This window comes from Pleurocapsa sp. PCC 7319 (genome assembly GCF_000332195.1).
Lineage (GTDB): Bacteria > Cyanobacteriota > Cyanobacteriia > Cyanobacteriales > Xenococcaceae > Waterburya.
Map to the genome: position 1 here is coordinate 1250883 of NZ_KB235922.1, position 15557 is coordinate 1266439.

Below are 15557 nucleotides of genomic sequence, written 5' to 3' on the forward strand. Positions count from 1 at the left end.
AAAACGTAACTGCAGATCGTATATCAAGTGAAACATAAATTAGGCAATCAACCATTTGTATAGATGATCTAAAGCAAGTCAAGATCGTCATTTCTGCTCCAACTTTAATCATATTTCTGAACTAATGATTAGAGGTCATTCTGTGGTGCAAATAATAGAGAAACTATATAAATAACCATGAAACAAACTTTAAAAATTAATCAAACAGCTATTGTTAATCATCTCAAACTTTCTCGGCAGCTAGATCGTATTGTAGAGGGAGTAGCTACCTGTCAAATTATTGAATCTAAAGCGGCTGAGTTAGGCATTATTGTTAATGATGAAGAACTTCAGCAAGCAGCTGATGATTTCCGTTTAACTCAAAATTTAAACAATATCGAAGCTACATGGCAGTGGTTAGAAAGCAATCATTTATCTATGGATGATTTTGAAGCTTTGATCCACACTGATACACTGACGAAAAAACTGGTTCAACATCTTTTTAGCGATCGCGTTGAATCCTTTTTCTATCAAAATCAGCTCGACTATACGGGGGTAGCGATGTACGAACTGATATTAGACGATGAAGATCTGGCGATCGAATTATTCTGCGCTCTTCAAGAAGGGGAAGTGAGTTTCCAAGAAATTTCTAGAAGATATGAATCTAATCCTGTTCGCCGTCGCTCAGGGGGGTATTGTGGAGTACTGCAACGACAAAACCTGAAACCTGAAATATCTGCCGCCGTATTTGCAGCTTCCCCTCCTCAACTATTGAAACCAATAATTACATCTATGGGAGTTCATCTCATCTTAGTTGAAGAGATCATTCGACCCCGGTTAGATGAAGAGTTACAAAATCAAATTATGTCAACTTTATTCTCCGAGTGGCTACAACAACAGCTAGAAGAAGTTCAAATAGTTACGGAGTTTAGTGAAAACAAGCAAAATGTTCTAATTCAATAAAATTTAAACAGCCTAAGTAACTTTACGCCCCATATAACTTGTTGAGCATTTCATTTATCTAAGAGTTTAACTCGGCAAAATAGTTGATAAATATAAATGTCAACTTTCTGAATAACAAGTTTTGATTATTTTAGCCTTAGGATGCTCCAGCATCGTTGCTTAAGACAGAGACATTAAAGTTATCACCACCAAAGGATACTTGCACATTAACATTGTTGTTGATCTGAACAATATTTGTGAATTCAAAATTGAAATATCTTTTTCGATGACCACCGATAACAGTACCAGTTTCGCGATCGCTTAATAAGCTTAATTCAGAATTTAATTCTTGTAGTTCAGCAATTTGAATTTTAGACATTTCTTTTCCTCGCTACTATTTCTCAGAAGCTATTGTTTTTTCTATAAGCCAAATAAATCACAAATTAAGATATATATGTGGCAATATATTTGCCATATATGAAATCTTTCAATTTTAGTATTTTTTCGTTACTGTCAATAAAAATCTTAAATACAAGTCTATTAACAGTAACAATAAGAATTGCTAGTTTGCTCTTTACTGAGCAACAAAAACAAAGTTATGCTGACTAGTACCGTTAGATTGATCGGTGAAACTATATTTTTGATTGCCAATAGTAATCTGAATAGTTTCGTTTTCATTATTTTGCTCAATATCTGTAACATTGACATTAAATCTTGAAGAGATATAAGCACTAAACCCCAGAACACTAGAGCGATACAGATAAGAGGTTCCACCAACAATTTCTGAAGCTTCAGCTTCGTTTAGCTTCTTAAAATCAGAAGAAAAGGAGTTTAATTTTGTAAGTCGAAGTTTAGTCATTTTTAACTCTTATTTAAACTCGAGTTTGATACTATATTTATGGTGTATTTTTAACCATTTACGAAGCTAGAAAATATCTAGACAAATTATCTATTCTGCTCAACTAAGTATAAATATATTAGAATGAGCAGAATAGTAATATTTCCTACAATAATTACCAAAAAATTTATTACACTAATGATTAATATTTGTTGGCATTACTGAATAATCAGATTAGTATTATTGGTAGACACTAGCTGAATTATCTTGATAAGTGCTATTGTAATTGCTGGCACTACCGTAGTAGCTATCTGCTATTTGCAAAGTTGAATTGTAGTTGAATTGTGAAATATAAGCAGATTTATCAAAGTACCCACCAACAACCTTATTAGTTTGTTGCTCATTTAATGCATCAAATTCAGAAGTAGTTCGGTTGAGTTCTTTGATTTGAATTTTAGACATTTTTTTTCTCCAAAAACTAAATATTGATGTATTCCTTTCAATCAAAAAAAATCTACTAATCTTATTGGTAGACACGAGCGGAATTATATTGGCTAGTTGAATTGCTATTGTTAGAACCACTATAGTAATAGCTGTAGCCACCTTCTGCTAGTTGTATAGTAGAGTTGACATTTTGTTGATAGATATCAACATACTTATCATAGTATCCACCTATAACTTCACTACATTCTCGATCACTTAAGGTATTGAATCCAGAAGCAGTTACGTTGAGTTTATCAATTTGAATTTTAGACATTTTTTTTCTCCAGAAAACTAAGTTACGATACAATCTTTTTCACTAAAGCTAATAAGCTTGTTGAAATTATTGATAAACACTAGCGTAATTACTTTGAGAAGTGTAATTACTATTGCTACTGCTATAGTAGCCACCAGATGCAAATTGAAGTGTATCGTTGTAGTTACTTTGATAGATAGTTGCATATTTATCGCGGTATCCACCTATAACTTCAGTAGTTTCTTGAGTATTCAAAAGATTGAATTCAGAAGCAATTTTATTCAACTCGGTAATTTGAATTTTAGACATTTACTTCACCTAAAGTTAGGAAAATATTTAATTGATTTTCGAGATTTAAAAAGTTTCTTGTTTTTTCTCGATAGTTTTATTGTGCAACACTAGATTTCGAAAAACAATACTTTTGACGATCTTAAATAGACACAAGTATCAGAGTTAAGTCCTCTTTTTAGATTTTATTAATTATTTTCAAAAAAGCTTAATAAGAAACAATATTAAATATATATTTTATGTTAGTTACTTCTTTTGTTCCTATTAATTTGTAGTTTTGGCTATCTTATAACTAATATCTTGAATTTTTTTAAAAAAATAAAATTGCTATAAAACTAATTTTTTTGATACTTAAAATAGGTAATTAGCTAAATCTTGTTTTTTGTAGTTAAGAAAAATACAAAAAAATAGTTTTTTGTTAAGTCATATAAAAAGCGTTAAGTCATATAAAAAGCAATTAAGCGTCTTTAATGCTCAAATAAGAGTAAATATCAGGTGATTTTTGCTCAAAATAGCTTTTAAACTAGTACTTAAAAACTAAGTTTTTACTAAGAAATATGAACATAATCCCTTGTCAACCGAACTTGATAACCTATTGCTAGTATTTGCTGGTACTCAAAGAAATATGAGCGATCACCATCAATTAAATTCCACTCTTCTCAATCTAGATAACTCCAGCTACAAAGCATATAAAGAGATCAAAGGAAGTTATCAATTTGAAGATTTCACTCTAATCATTGATTATGTGCAGGGAGATCCTTTTGCTACCCCCAGTCAATTGCGAGTCATAATTCCTCAGGCAATAGCCGATTTCCCAACGCAACTATATCAATCTCTAAGTAGAGAAATAGCATTAAGAGACTATCTTGCACGTCAGTTTGCCCAAATAGCCAATCAGATGAGTTCCCATCGAGGTACGGGAAAAAGCGGCTTAATAGCGATCGCTACCTTAAATCAAGAAGTTTTGGAAGGAAATGCGGTACTGATTGATACAGAAAGAATAGAAGTACGTTTCGTGGTGGGATTACCTGCCAGAGGAAGGAGAATTCTCGGTCGTCAAGCTGCGGCAATGCTATGTGAAGATCTGCCCCAAATTATCATGTCATCCTTATTGTATAAATCTCAAAACGCGATCGCTATACAACGGCATATAGAAACTGTCGAAGATGCCGACTGGTTACGTCAGCAATTGTCAACTAAAGAACTAGTGGCGTTTATTCCCAACGGGGCAATTTTACCCCGTCGTAGTGGTATTGATTCTCGTCCATTGATAGATGCAATTCCGTTTCAGTCACCACCAGCATTAGAAGTAGAATTTGCTTGTCCCAATCGAGGGAAAATCACTGGAATGGGCATTCCCGCAGGTATAACTTTAATTGTTGGTGGTGGATATCATGGCAAGTCAACACTACTCAAAGCAATTGAACTGGGAGTGTACAATCATATCCCTGGAGATGGAAGAGAATATGTAGTAGCAAATCCTTTGGGAGTAAAAATTCGAGCAGAAGATGGACGTAGTATTGCGGGGGTAGATATATCTCCATTTATTAATCATTTACCTCAAGGGCGTGCTACTAATCATTTTTCCACCACTAACGCCAGTGGCAGTACTTCCCAAGCAGCAAATATAATTGAGGCATTAGAAGCAGGAGCCAGACTATTACTGATAGATGAAGATACTTCGGCGACTAACTTTACTATTCGAGATCGCCGTATGCAGGCTTTAATTGCCAAAGACAAAGAACCAATCACCCCGTTTATCGATAAAGTGCATCAGCTTTATGATGATTATGGCGTATCAACCATTTTAGTTATGGGAGGCAGTGGAGATTATTTTGATGTTGCTGATCGAGTAATTGCCTTAGAGAACTATTTACCTAAAGATGTTACAGCTAGAGCAAAGGCGATCGCCAAACAATATGTTACCGATAGAAATGCCGAAGGAGGGAGCAGTTTTGGTCAAATTACTCCCAGAATACCGTTAAGAGATAGCATTAATCCCAGTCGAGGGAAAAAAGAGGTCAAATTAAAATCTCGGGGAGTAGATGAAATTGCTTTTGGTACAGAAGATATCGATCTATCGGCAGTAGAACAAATAGTCGATACAGGACAGTTAAAAGCGATCGCTTTAGCAATTGTTTATGCCAAAGCGAAATATATGAATCAATCACTAACTATTGGCGAGATCTTAGATCTGGTCACTCAGGATATTACTCAACATGGATTAGACATTATCACCAATTTCCCTCAAGGAGATTTAGCCTTATTTCGTCGGTTTGAACTAGCCGCCGCTTTAAATAGATTGAGAAGTTTACAAGTTAAATAACTTGAGTTCGGAGTTCGGAGTTAGAAGTTCGGAGTTCAAGGATCTCAGAACTTGAAAAATCTAACCTTTTTCTTTAACTGGAACGATTTTATTACCTGACCAACGTACCATAATGTAGTCGTCTTCGTTGAGAGCGTCATAGTTGTCTGTCGTAAAAGGTTGATCGTAAGTTTTGATCAAGCCTTTATATTGAGGCAAATTGAGCAAAGCTGCTCGAATTTCTGGGCCATCAGTTGAGCCTGCTGTCTCGATCGCTTTAGCAGTTAGCATTAGAGCATCAAAAGCGTTAGCAGTACCAACGGGAGCGAGAATATCACTGGGATCTTTAAGCTGGAATTTATTATTTAATTGGTCCAGAACCTTTTGCCCAACTTCTGATTGTGTATCGAAAAAACTATAGGTTTGTACAAATTCCACTTTATTAGCGATATCTCCCGCTAACTCGGGAAAACGCCCTCCAGAAATACCCCAATGGGAAATAATCGGTACATCCCAATTAATTCGGGTTAGCGATCGCATCACTTGAGCTGCGGGTGCAGCATTGGCAACTAACATCAAAGCTTCGGCACCAGAATTCTTCAATCGAGTTAGCTGGGCTGTGACATCGTTATCTTCTTCGTTGAATTTCTCTACACCAGTAATTTCAATGTTGTATTCACCTGCCCACTCTTCAAATCCTTGTTGATTGGATTCTCCCCAAGGATTGTTAATTAACATCAAACCTACTTGGCTGACATTATATTTTTCTCGGGCGTGCCGGAGTAAAAATTTGTCTACTAAATTATCATTCGCCGAAACGCGAAAAGCATAGTTAGGCTCAAAATCATTACGAGTAATGCCTGTAGCTGCAGCCCAAACTCCCATATAAGGAGTTTCTAATTCGTGAAAGACAGGAAGCATTGCCAGAGATACGGGGGAGTCAAGTCCGCCAAAAACTACGGCAACATCTTCTTGTTCGATTAATTCTCTGGCAGCAGCAACCCCTTTGGCGGGGTTTGATTCGTCATCACGACGAACTAATTCTAAAGTTCTACCGTCTAATACTCCTCCTGCTGTGTTTACCTCATCAAGAGCGACGGTTAAACCCCGAGTAATCGCTTCTCCCGAAAGGGCAGATTTTCCCGTCAGAGCAGCTACTAAACCTAGTTTGACAGGTTCTCGACCAGCTTCTTGACCTTCAACGTCTGATGGAGAATTAGTTGCAGTAGTTCCGGTTTCAGCAACTTGATCTCCAGATGTACAGCTTGCTAACTGAGCAATAGCCATTCCCGTAGCGAAGTAGCTAACTCCTTTGATTAAGTGCCGTCTGCTTAAATTTTTACCAGTCATTTGTATTCTTGCTCCGATAAATATTATGCTCGTTCCCAAGCGATTGTCTAAGACAACACCCAAAACACGATTGGACTCTGTCCAGGCTTCACGATTGTCTTGGTTGCTACGCTGTGCGTCATCGCTCTATGAGTAAATATCATGTATGGTCGCCAAAATAACTAAATAATCGTTAAAGCCATCCAAATAATGACATGATTTAATATGAGTCTTAAGATCACCAACGTTACTTTACCAGATAGAAAAGGTTCTTGGCAGATAGCGATCGCCAATGGTTACATAACAGAAATTGCTGCTGCTAATTCTACTGCCAAGATAACCGAACCAATACTAGATGCTCAGGGAAAATTACTAATTCCTGGATTAGTAGATGCTCATATCCATCTCGATAAAGCATTGTTGCTAGATCGCTATCCCGCCGAAGCAGGAACTTTTACCGAGGCACTACAAAAAACTCTTCAAGCTAAAAGCGAGTACACCGTAAGCGATATTCAAACTAGAGCCAGAAAAGTAATTGAACAAGCGATCGCCTTTGGCACTACCGCTATGCGTACTCATGTCGAAGTAGATCCCATTCTCCAACTTAAGTCACTAGAAGCTTTGCTCCCTCTCAAGGAAGAATATGCTTGGGGCATTACTTTACAATTAGCCGTTTTTGCTCAAGAAGGAATTACCAACCAGTCAGGTACAGTAGATTTGCTCAGACAAGCAATGTCAATGGGAGGAGATGTTATCGGTTCCGCTCCCTATGTCGATCCTAATCCTGAAGAAAATATTCGCCAGGTGTTTAAGATTGCTCAGGAATTTAACTGCGATGTTGATTTTCACCTCGATTTTCTGGATGATGACGCACCTTTATTACTACCTGTAGTCATTAAAGAAACTCTCCAACACAATTGGCAGCAGCGAGTATGTCTAGGACACATGACTAAATTAGCTGGACTGACTCCAAAACAATTAGCGGCCTTTATTCCCTCGCTTAAAAAAGCTGGCATCGCCATTTTGGCTTTGCCCGCCACGGATCTTTACATGATGGCACGACAGGATACTCACAACTCTAGACGTGGCGTAGCACCAATTCATCGGCTAGCAGAGTCGGGAATTACAGTAGGAATAGCAACTAACAACGTGCAAAATTTATTTACACCTTTCGGTGATGGCGATCTGCTAAAAATTTGTACTTTACTGGCTCAGATTCTACAATTAGGTACAACTACTAGTCATCAACTTTGTCTGGAAATGGCAACATCTAGAGCAGCGAAGGCGATCGGCATTGAAGATTACGGAATTGAGGTGGGAAAAATTGCCGATTTGGTATTGCTAGAAGCCAAGTCTATTTCGGCTGTAATTGGCACTGCTCCCATAAATAGAACCACAATCAAACGGGGCAAAATAGTTGCTCAAAGACACTCTGTGATCAATTTCGGAGAAAACATCAAATTTTGAAATTTTTCTATTTTATTTAATTTGTATTTTTCAAGTAATTGAGTAATAATACGTAGGTTAATTTAAAGATTACCAGATCAGTCCAGAATGAGAAATGGAAAAAATCAATGCTTTTCTCAGTTAAATCCTGACATGTATGTTTGATAAATTACGAACCACTTGGCACAATACCTCTGCTGTACTTTTAGCTATTCTGATAGCGGCAGGATATGCAGGTAATTATTTTAGTTATCCCTTTGGGTTTGGAGTTGATTTTTTATTTGGCAGCATCGCCGTTCTCATTGTAGTCAGACTGTATGGAATTTCCTGGGGAACTATAGCCTCTCTAATCGCAGGTTATTACACCATTACACTATGGCAACATCCCTATGCTCTAATTATTTTTACCTGTGAAACATTATTTGTTGCTTGGAGATTACGCCAAGGAAATCAAAATATATTGCTCGTCGACATGATTTTCTGGTTGGTGCTGGGAATACCTTTAGCTTTGTTGTTTTATGGCTTGATTCTGCAAGTTGGGACAATTACCACTGCCATTATTGTGCTTAAACAACCAGTTAATGGCATTTTTAATGCTTTGATTGCCAGTCTAATACTGACCTATAAACCACTTTATCGCTGGTCAAATTGCCCTTCGAGAAGAGCAACCTTTTTATTCGAGCAAATTTTACTTAACCTTTTGGTGGCTTTTGTTCTTATTCCGGCTCTAATGTTGATGGCGATCGATAATCGAGTTGCTCTCCAACATGAACAAAGTACCTTGATAGCCAATTTGGAAACTTCGGCTCATAACCTTTCAACGGATTTACTGAGATGGCATCAATCTGGTTTAGAAGCTCTGCGACGGTTAGCAGCAACTAGCAACCAAAGTCAAATTGTAGTTTTAGGTCAGACACAACAAAGTATGGAACTGGCAATTAGGAGTTTGCCGCTGTTTCGTCAAATATACATTATTAACGACAAGCTAGAGGTAATTGCCGCAGCAACGCTTCAAGATAAGTCTAGCACCAACTATCCAGACTTTACTGAGTTAGATATTCCTCGAAAACCCGAAATATTTGTACTACCAAGTTCTTCAGAAGGGGAAAACAGCACTGCAAAGCCCAAAATCCTGCAAACTTTGCCGATTATTTTGAATAATCGTTGGGTAGGCAACATTATTGCTGAGTTGAACATCGATTTTATCAAGCAATTATTAGAAACCGAAACTTACATTGTGCCTTTAGAAAGTTCTTTACTCGATACAAACCAGCTTCTAATTGCCAATACCCATGAGGAACTCGATTCCCCACAAATTTTAAATCGTCGTCAAGAAGGAGAAATTAGTTACCTACAATCGGACAATCAAGAGAATGGAGTTTATCATTGGCTACCTACTCTCGAGGGAAAACCTTTAATAGCTCGTTGGAAAGAATCTTTTTATGGTCAAGATTTGACAATCAATGAACAAATTCCTTTAACTTTAGTAATGGAAGCCCCTGCTGCACCTTACATTAATTATTTACAGTTGCTCTATATTAGAAGTTTAGCTCTTTTGCTACTGATTAGCTCAAGTTCTATAATCATTGCTAAATTTCTCAGTCGCCTCTTAGTTAAACCAATTTTGAATTTGGCGAAATTTTCGACTAATCTTCCTGACAAACTCCTACATAATGAAACAATTGAATTGCCTCGGAGTTCTGTGAGAGAAATGAATGCTTTGGCAATCAACTTTGAGGGAATGTCTCAAACAATAGAACAGAATATTCAGCAGATTCAACAAACTAACCAGGAGTTAAAACAGGCAAAAGAAACAGCTGAAGTAGCTAACCAAGCAAAAGATCAATTTTTAGCCAATATAAGTCATGACTTAAAAACGCCTCTCAACAGCATTATTGGTAATAGTAAACTGATTCAAAAAAATTTAGCTCAATCCAATACTCTTCCTAATAATCAATCCAATTTATTTAAATGGCTCACTATCATCAATCAAAGTGGTAAGTATTTATTATCTTTGATTGATGAAATTCTCGACTTTGCCAAAGCCCAAGCTAATAAAACGCAACTATATCCTTCTGTAATTAATCTGGAGACTTTTCTGCAAGACATAGTCTGGAGTAGTGAAACTAAAGCAGCGGCCAAAAATATTGAGTTTAAATGCGAAACTTCAGGCGATTTACCAGTGAATATCTATGTTGATGAGAAAAGACTCAGACAAATACTTTTTAACTTACTCAATAATGCTATAAAGTTTACCGATCGTGGTCAAGTTACGTTGGAAGTTAGTCAAATTGATCGTATTCAAACCAACGATAGTAATTCTCAATCGCAAGTAAGTTTGCGTTTTGCCGTGATCGATACAGGAGTGGGAATTGCTTACCAAGATTTAAACAATATTTTTCAGCCTTTTGAGCAGGCGGGTGAATTAGCTGCGAGAGGATTTGGCACTGGTTTAGGACTGGCAATTTGCCAACAATTAATAGATTTGATGGGTGGAAAACTTAAGGTTGCTACCAAACTAAACGAAGGTTCAAGATTTTGGTTTGATGTGGTATTACCTGAAATTAAAGTAACTTCAGAAATCGAAACTGAAGCGGTTGACGAAGTCAGTGGATATCAAGGTGGTCAAAAGACTATCTTGATTGTAGATGACACACTAACAAGTCGATTATTATTCGTTGACCTACTCGAACCTTTGGGTTTTAAAGTCATGACTGCTAAAAATGGACATCAGGCATTAGAAATTGCCTTGCAAAATAAACCCGATCTGATTTTAACTGATTTGTTTATGCCCATTAGAACTGGCTTTACTCTAATTTCTGAACTGAGGAAAAAAATTGATTTTGAACAAATTCCCATTATTGCTATTTCTGCCAGTAGTTTTGAGCAAGTAGAGAAGCAAAGTCGTAGTGTAGGTTGTGATGATTTTCTAACCAAACCAATTGATGATGTAAAGTTGCTTAATTTAATCGGCAAGTATCTCAACTTAGAGTGGATATATAATGCTGGCACTTAGTTGACACACATGTCGCACGCTACGAATGCAACACAGTAAATTACCAGGAAGAATCAATAATTTTGTCAGATTTTTCTGGCTGGTTTTTGAACTGCGCTTGAATTTTTTCGATAACAAGTTGTTGTTGTTAATTTCTAAAACTCTTTTGATAGAAGGGATTTAAGTTGATTTTTTTTAGCTCGATTGCGAGAAGCTCCACGCCTGTATTACAATAGCAATCAGCGTGGGATGAATCGCCAGTAACAAACTTACAATGGGCGAATCTTGATTTTCTATATACTTTTTCAAAGTAGAAATGGTTACACCTCCGCATGATGCTAAGAAATAACTACTGTTCCAGACTACTTTCTTTTTATAGTATGTTTTTTCTAGTTCTGGTAAAAACTCTTGTCTTAATTTTCTGCTAGATACACTTTTGAGGCTATTAACTAACTTACTCAATTGAATTTCTGGATGATATTGAAAAAGCAGATGAACGTGGTCTTCTTCTCCATTAAATTCCACTATTTTGCAATCCCACTTGTCTAGCAAAGATTCAAATATTTCATGAAGCCTGTTAATCATTTGAGCAGTAAATACTTTACGTCTATATTTGGTAGTCAAAACCAAGTGGATTTTAATATCAGATACAGAACGTCCTCTAGAGATAAAATCTTTGTACATCGATAGAAATGACAAGTTGTGCTATTATCAGTGTATATCATAAATGAACACTGATTGTGCTTTATAACTACCAGTACAAAGTAAAACCGACTACGGAGCAGAAATTAATGCTCAATAGTTGGCTGCGTATTTGTCGTTATTGGTATAACCGTCAACTAGGAGAAAGATTTGATTGGTGGGAGCGCAATCGTACAGGGAGTATTGGGATGAAGAATTAAAACTCTTGATTGATCGTGATATTAATGCTGGGATCAATATCAAGAGAGTGGGGCTGGACTTGTACCCCACTATAAAACGCTGTAAGGGGAATCGGGTTGTAACTAGTTCTACAACTAATAGTACCCTAAAGGAAGTTCTGACTATCTTACGAGGTTTTCAGAAGCCTACACCTGTACGCGAAGCCTCAGTGTAGGAGAAGTCACGTGATTACGGTAGGCTCATCGCGTTGAGTATATTCCTTGATTTGAGCAATCTCTTGTGCCAGATCAATCAGAGGTTTTAAAGCTTTCTGAGTTTCTGTGTTGTGTTTACTGGCATCAGGTTCATAACTTTCGATATATACCCTCAGAGTTGCTCCTTTGGTACCTGTACCAGAAAGACGGAATACAATTCGTGAACCATCGGTAAAGCCGATGCGAAGTCCTTGTTTTTGGCTAACGCTACCATCTACAGGATCTTGGTAGCTAAAATCATCGGCATATTTGACCTCATAGTTGCCAAACTTTTTACCAGGCATTGTACTTACCATACCCCGCAAACGTTCCATTAGTTGCGTAGCCCGTTCTTTATCTACTTCTTCGTAGTCATGACGAGAATAGAAATTGCGTCCGTAAGTTTTCCAGTGTTCTTTGACGATCGCCTCTACAGATTCTCCCCGAACAGCTAAAATATTTAACCAAAATAATACTGCCCATAACCCATCTTTTTCACGAACATGATTGGAACCAGTACCAAAGCTTTCTTCCCCACAGAGAGTAGCTTTGTCCGCATCTAATAAGTTACCAAAGAACTTCCAACCTGTTGGAGTTTCATAGCAACTAATATTCAGCTTTTCTGCTACTCGATCTACGGCTTCACTGGTAGGCATACTACGGGCAACACCAGCAAGACCATCCTTATATCCTGGTACTAAAGTGGCATTAGCTGTTAGTACCGCTAAGCTATCACTGGGAGTAACAAAAAAGTTATTACCCAAGATCATATTGCGATCGCCATCGCCATCGGAAGCAGCACCAAAATCTGGGGCATTCTGACCAAACATGATCTCTACTAAGTCATGGGCATAAACCAAGTTAGGATCTGGATGTCCGCCACCAAAATCTTCTAAAGGAACTCCATTCTGTACCGTTCCCTCTGCTGCACCCAAACGTTTTTCAAAGATATCTTTAGCATAAGTACCAGTAACGGCGTGCATAGAATCAATACACATCGCAAAGTCATTCTTGACTAGTTGACGAATCTTGTCAAAATCAAACAAGGACTCCATCAAACGTGCATAAGGTTCTACTGGATCGATAACTTCTACACTCATTTCTCCTAAGCGCGTCACCGTCAGCTTATCTAAGTTAATATCGTCTGCTTCTAAAATTTTATAGCTGTCGATCACTTGGGAACGGGCAAAAATTGCCTCGGTAACTTTCTCTGGTGCCGGTCCACCATTAGTAATATTGTACTTAATTCCAAAGTCTCCGTCTGGACCACCAGGATTATGACTCGCGGAGAGTACAATTCCTCCAAACGCTTGATACTGACGAATAATTGCTGAGGCGGCAGGAGTGGACATAATTCCACCTTTGCCAACTAGAATTCTCCCGATACCATTGGCAGCAGCCATTTTCATGATGACTTGAATCGCTTCACGATTGTAATAACGACCATCGCCACCCAAAACTATGGTTTGACCCTCGCAGCCTTCTAAAGAATCAAAAATTGATTGAACGAAGTTTTCTAAATAGTGTGGTTTTTGGAAAACTTTGACAGATTTACGCAATCCTGATGTTCCTGGTTTTTGATCCGAAAAAGGAGTTGTGGAAACAGTACGTATGTTCATAGAAATATCCCAAAAATAGAGCTTTAATAACAGTTGATTTAAACTACATACTCCTAATTACATCACCATCATGAGCTATGGTTTAGTTTACTGTTTTAGTCTAAACACCAGTAGATAAGCGTTTTGAGGCAATCTCAAGATTTTCTCCCCAAAAGCAGTAAACATTAGGAAAATATAAAGTTAATTTTACAGGTCTATAGGAATTCCTAGGTTATCAACTGCTAGGAAGTTCTTAACCTTTCAGACTGATTTTGATTAATTTGCCCTCAAATTAATGAGTCGCCCTAATTCAAGATTGACCTACTCCCACAGCTAGAAGCAGTGGGATTCGAGGCTCAAGCGGAAATTGCTGTCTGAGACAGACTGACATTTCCTACCCTCAGAGTCGAAGCCCCGACTCTCAAAATTACTTGGCTAGCGTTTGAGTCTCGTCCATGCTTGGTAGAGCAACTCGGACAAACCCAATAACGCTCGTTCAAACCTAGCTTATCTATAACAAAATAACACTCGGAACAAGTTTTAGTGCTTGGATACCAACGGTCAATATAGCTAACTATTTTGCCTTTCTTTTCTGCTACAAATTCTAAGATTTTTAGGAACTGAGCTAATGCTAAATCGCCAATTTTTCTTCCCCATAGTCGTTGCATCCCCTTGAGGTTAAGAGTTTCAAAGAACAGATAATCCAACTTATCCGTTAGCTGATGTGCTAATTTCCAGAACCAGTCAGCGCGACGATTGACTACTTTTTCATGCACTCTGACCAGATTTTGCCTAGCTTTTTCTTTGCTGTTTGAACCTCGTTTTTTATGAGAATGCTTACGACTAGCAGACGCGAGCTGTTTCAAAGATTGCTTAAGAAAAAATGGTGATTTGACTTCTGTAGAATCCGAGCAACTGAGAAAAACCTTGAGACCGAAATCAAAACCCGCACTTTTACCTGTCATGATTGCTGATATTTGGTCTGCACAGTCTGTCACTACAAACACAAACAGCTCTCCTAGGGGATTTCGTTTAATAGTGACCGTTTTAATTTTCCCTTCAATCTCTCGGCTTTTCCAGAACTTGAAAATGCGTTTCCCTATTCTCAAGCGATTACTGTCTAGAAACTTATAGCCAGCCTGTTTCAATGTGAACGATTTGTACTTTATTCTTTTTCTAAAATTTGGCGGTCTAACTCCCCTTTGATGATGTTTGAAAAATAGCTGATATGCTCTATCTATACGCTGCACGATATTTTGTACGGCTTGAGAGCCTACCAGTTGCCAGTACTCATTCTTGTGCCTGAGTTGGGCTATGTGTTTCATCAACTTATTTTTATTCAGATGCTTGCCAAACAAGCTGTAGTAGCGTTTATGCAACGCGATGCAGTGGTTGTATACGTGTCCCGCTGCATTAATTGTGCGATGCAAATGCCTGTTTCGCTTATGTTGGTAAAGCTTGAATTTATAAGTCTTCACGTTGTGCCCTTGTGGTATGTGTCTATTGTACAATCCAAAAGACACGCTTAAAACATAATATGGGACAAGAATATCGGCATACGGGCGACATAAAGGCTGCGGCGAATCCACAGCCACGCGCCCTCAAAAATACTTCAGTTACATTGATTAACTATCATTTTGTCTGGTGTCCAAGACGGCGTAGAAAAGTACTCTAAGGATTAATCGAACAGCGACTAAAAGTTTTGATACACGAAGCTTGCCAAGATAGTGACTTAATCGTAGTGGCATTAGAAGTGATGCCCGACCATGTTCATGCTTTTTTAAACTGCTCACCCACAATTTCGCCATCTCAAGTGATGCACAAAGTTAAAGGCTATACTGCTAGATACTTGAAACAAGAATTTACCTAATTACTAAAAATGCCTTCAATGTGGACGCTTAAGCTATTTCTGTTCAACCGCAGGAAATGTTTCATTGGCTATGATCGAGAGAGATATCGCTCAACAAAAAACTCGTGGTTAGACCA

The 15557-nt window shown here is 37.7% G+C and carries 14 protein-coding genes and 2 pseudogenes; 7 read left to right on the plus strand and 9 right to left on the minus strand.

The window, feature by feature from the left end:
* Nucleotides 1–177: 177 nt before the first annotated feature.
* Nucleotides 178–942 carry a peptidylprolyl isomerase gene (locus PLEUR7319_RS0109655; RefSeq protein WP_019505015.1) on the plus strand — a complete coding sequence of 255 codons (765 nt, stop codon included), beginning with the start codon at nt 178–180 and terminating at the stop codon, nt 940–942.
* A 136-nt stretch (nt 943–1078) separates the two neighbouring features.
* Here the strand turns inward: PLEUR7319_RS0109655 and PLEUR7319_RS0109660 are convergent, their stop codons facing one another.
* The 5 genes from PLEUR7319_RS0109660 to PLEUR7319_RS0109680 all read right to left on the minus strand — a co-directional run bounded on the left by PLEUR7319_RS0109660 (nt 1079) and on the right by PLEUR7319_RS0109680 (nt 2804).
* A complete protein-coding gene (locus tag PLEUR7319_RS0109660) occupies nt 1079–1300 on the minus strand; it encodes a hypothetical protein (protein ID WP_019505016.1) in 222 nt (73 codons plus the stop codon).
* 195 nt (nt 1301–1495) lie between these two features.
* Nucleotides 1496–1780 (minus strand): hypothetical protein, encoded by a 285-nt coding sequence (locus PLEUR7319_RS0109665; RefSeq protein ID WP_019505017.1) that lies wholly within the window; start codon nt 1778–1780, stop codon nt 1496–1498.
* Between the two features lie 219 nt (nt 1781–1999).
* The gene (locus tag PLEUR7319_RS0109670) at nt 2000–2221 is read right to left on the minus strand and encodes a hypothetical protein (RefSeq protein WP_019505018.1); all 222 of its coding nucleotides are present in this window, start codon (nt 2219–2221) and stop codon (nt 2000–2002) included.
* A gap of 61 nt (nt 2222–2282) precedes the next feature.
* Nucleotides 2283–2516 (minus strand): hypothetical protein, encoded by a 234-nt coding sequence (locus PLEUR7319_RS0109675; protein WP_019505019.1) that lies wholly within the window; start codon nt 2514–2516, stop codon nt 2283–2285.
* A gap of 66 nt (nt 2517–2582) precedes the next feature.
* Nucleotides 2583–2804: a hypothetical protein gene (locus PLEUR7319_RS0109680; protein ID WP_019505020.1), complete on the minus strand. Its 222-nt coding sequence runs from the start codon at nt 2802–2804 to the stop codon at nt 2583–2585.
* A 604-nt stretch (nt 2805–3408) separates the two neighbouring features.
* On the opposite strand from PLEUR7319_RS0109680, the gene PLEUR7319_RS0109685 reads away from it, so the two are divergent.
* Entirely contained in the window at nt 3409–5109 is a 1701-nt protein-coding gene (locus PLEUR7319_RS0109685; RefSeq protein WP_019505021.1) for a P-loop domain-containing protein, read from the plus strand.
* 60 nt (nt 5110–5169) lie between these two features.
* On the opposite strand, the gene PLEUR7319_RS0109690 is transcribed toward PLEUR7319_RS0109685, so the two are convergent.
* Nucleotides 5170–6438, minus strand: coding sequence for an ABC transporter substrate-binding protein (locus tag PLEUR7319_RS0109690; protein ID WP_019505022.1), 1269 nt, complete (start codon nt 6436–6438; stop codon nt 5170–5172).
* Between the two features lie 204 nt (nt 6439–6642).
* On the opposite strand from PLEUR7319_RS0109690, the gene PLEUR7319_RS0109695 reads away from it, so the two are divergent.
* Together PLEUR7319_RS0109695 and PLEUR7319_RS37970 are read left to right on the plus strand one after the other, a co-directional pair.
* Complete coding sequence (locus PLEUR7319_RS0109695) at nt 6643–7884, plus strand: amidohydrolase family protein (protein WP_019505023.1); 1242 nt, start codon at nt 6643–6645, stop codon at nt 7882–7884.
* 136 nt (nt 7885–8020) lie between these two features.
* The gene (locus PLEUR7319_RS37970; RefSeq protein WP_019505024.1) at nt 8021–10879 is read left to right on the plus strand and encodes an ATP-binding protein; all 2859 of its coding nucleotides are present in this window, start codon (nt 8021–8023) and stop codon (nt 10877–10879) included.
* A gap of 174 nt (nt 10880–11053) precedes the next feature.
* Here the strand turns inward: PLEUR7319_RS37970 and tnpA (PLEUR7319_RS0109705) are convergent, their stop codons facing one another.
* On the minus strand, nt 11054–11542 hold the full coding sequence (gene tnpA / locus PLEUR7319_RS0109705) for an IS200/IS605 family transposase (RefSeq protein ID WP_019505025.1): 489 nt from the start codon (nt 11540–11542) through the stop codon (nt 11054–11056).
* A gap of 107 nt (nt 11543–11649) precedes the next feature.
* Here tnpA (PLEUR7319_RS0109705) and PLEUR7319_RS40610 point away from each other — a divergent pair, with 107 nt between their 5' ends.
* Together PLEUR7319_RS40610 and PLEUR7319_RS43465 are read left to right on the plus strand one after the other, a co-directional pair.
* A complete protein-coding gene (locus PLEUR7319_RS40610; RefSeq protein ID WP_083892464.1) occupies nt 11650–11760 on the plus strand; it encodes a helix-turn-helix domain-containing protein in 111 nt (36 codons plus the stop codon).
* Nucleotides 11730–11954, plus strand: a pseudogene (locus tag PLEUR7319_RS43465) (RNA-guided endonuclease TnpB family protein); the annotation flags it as partial. The gene PLEUR7319_RS40610 and the pseudogene PLEUR7319_RS43465, both read left to right, overlap by 31 nt.
* Nucleotides 11955–11960: 6 nt before the next feature.
* Here PLEUR7319_RS43465 and PLEUR7319_RS0109715 read toward each other — a convergent pair.
* The gene (locus tag PLEUR7319_RS0109715; protein ID WP_019505027.1) at nt 11961–13592 is read right to left on the minus strand and encodes an alpha-D-glucose phosphate-specific phosphoglucomutase; all 1632 of its coding nucleotides are present in this window, start codon (nt 13590–13592) and stop codon (nt 11961–11963) included.
* Nucleotides 13593–13927: 335 nt separating this feature from the next.
* Complete coding sequence (locus PLEUR7319_RS0109720; protein WP_026102424.1) at nt 13928–15049, minus strand: RNA-guided endonuclease TnpB family protein; 1122 nt, start codon at nt 15047–15049, stop codon at nt 13928–13930.
* Nucleotides 15050–15108: 59 nt separating this feature from the next.
* On the opposite strand from PLEUR7319_RS0109720, the pseudogene tnpA (PLEUR7319_RS39285) reads away from it, so the two are divergent.
* Nucleotides 15109–15553: pseudogene (tnpA, locus tag PLEUR7319_RS39285) on the plus strand (IS200/IS605 family transposase).
* The last annotated feature ends 4 nt before the right edge of the window (nt 15554–15557 follow it).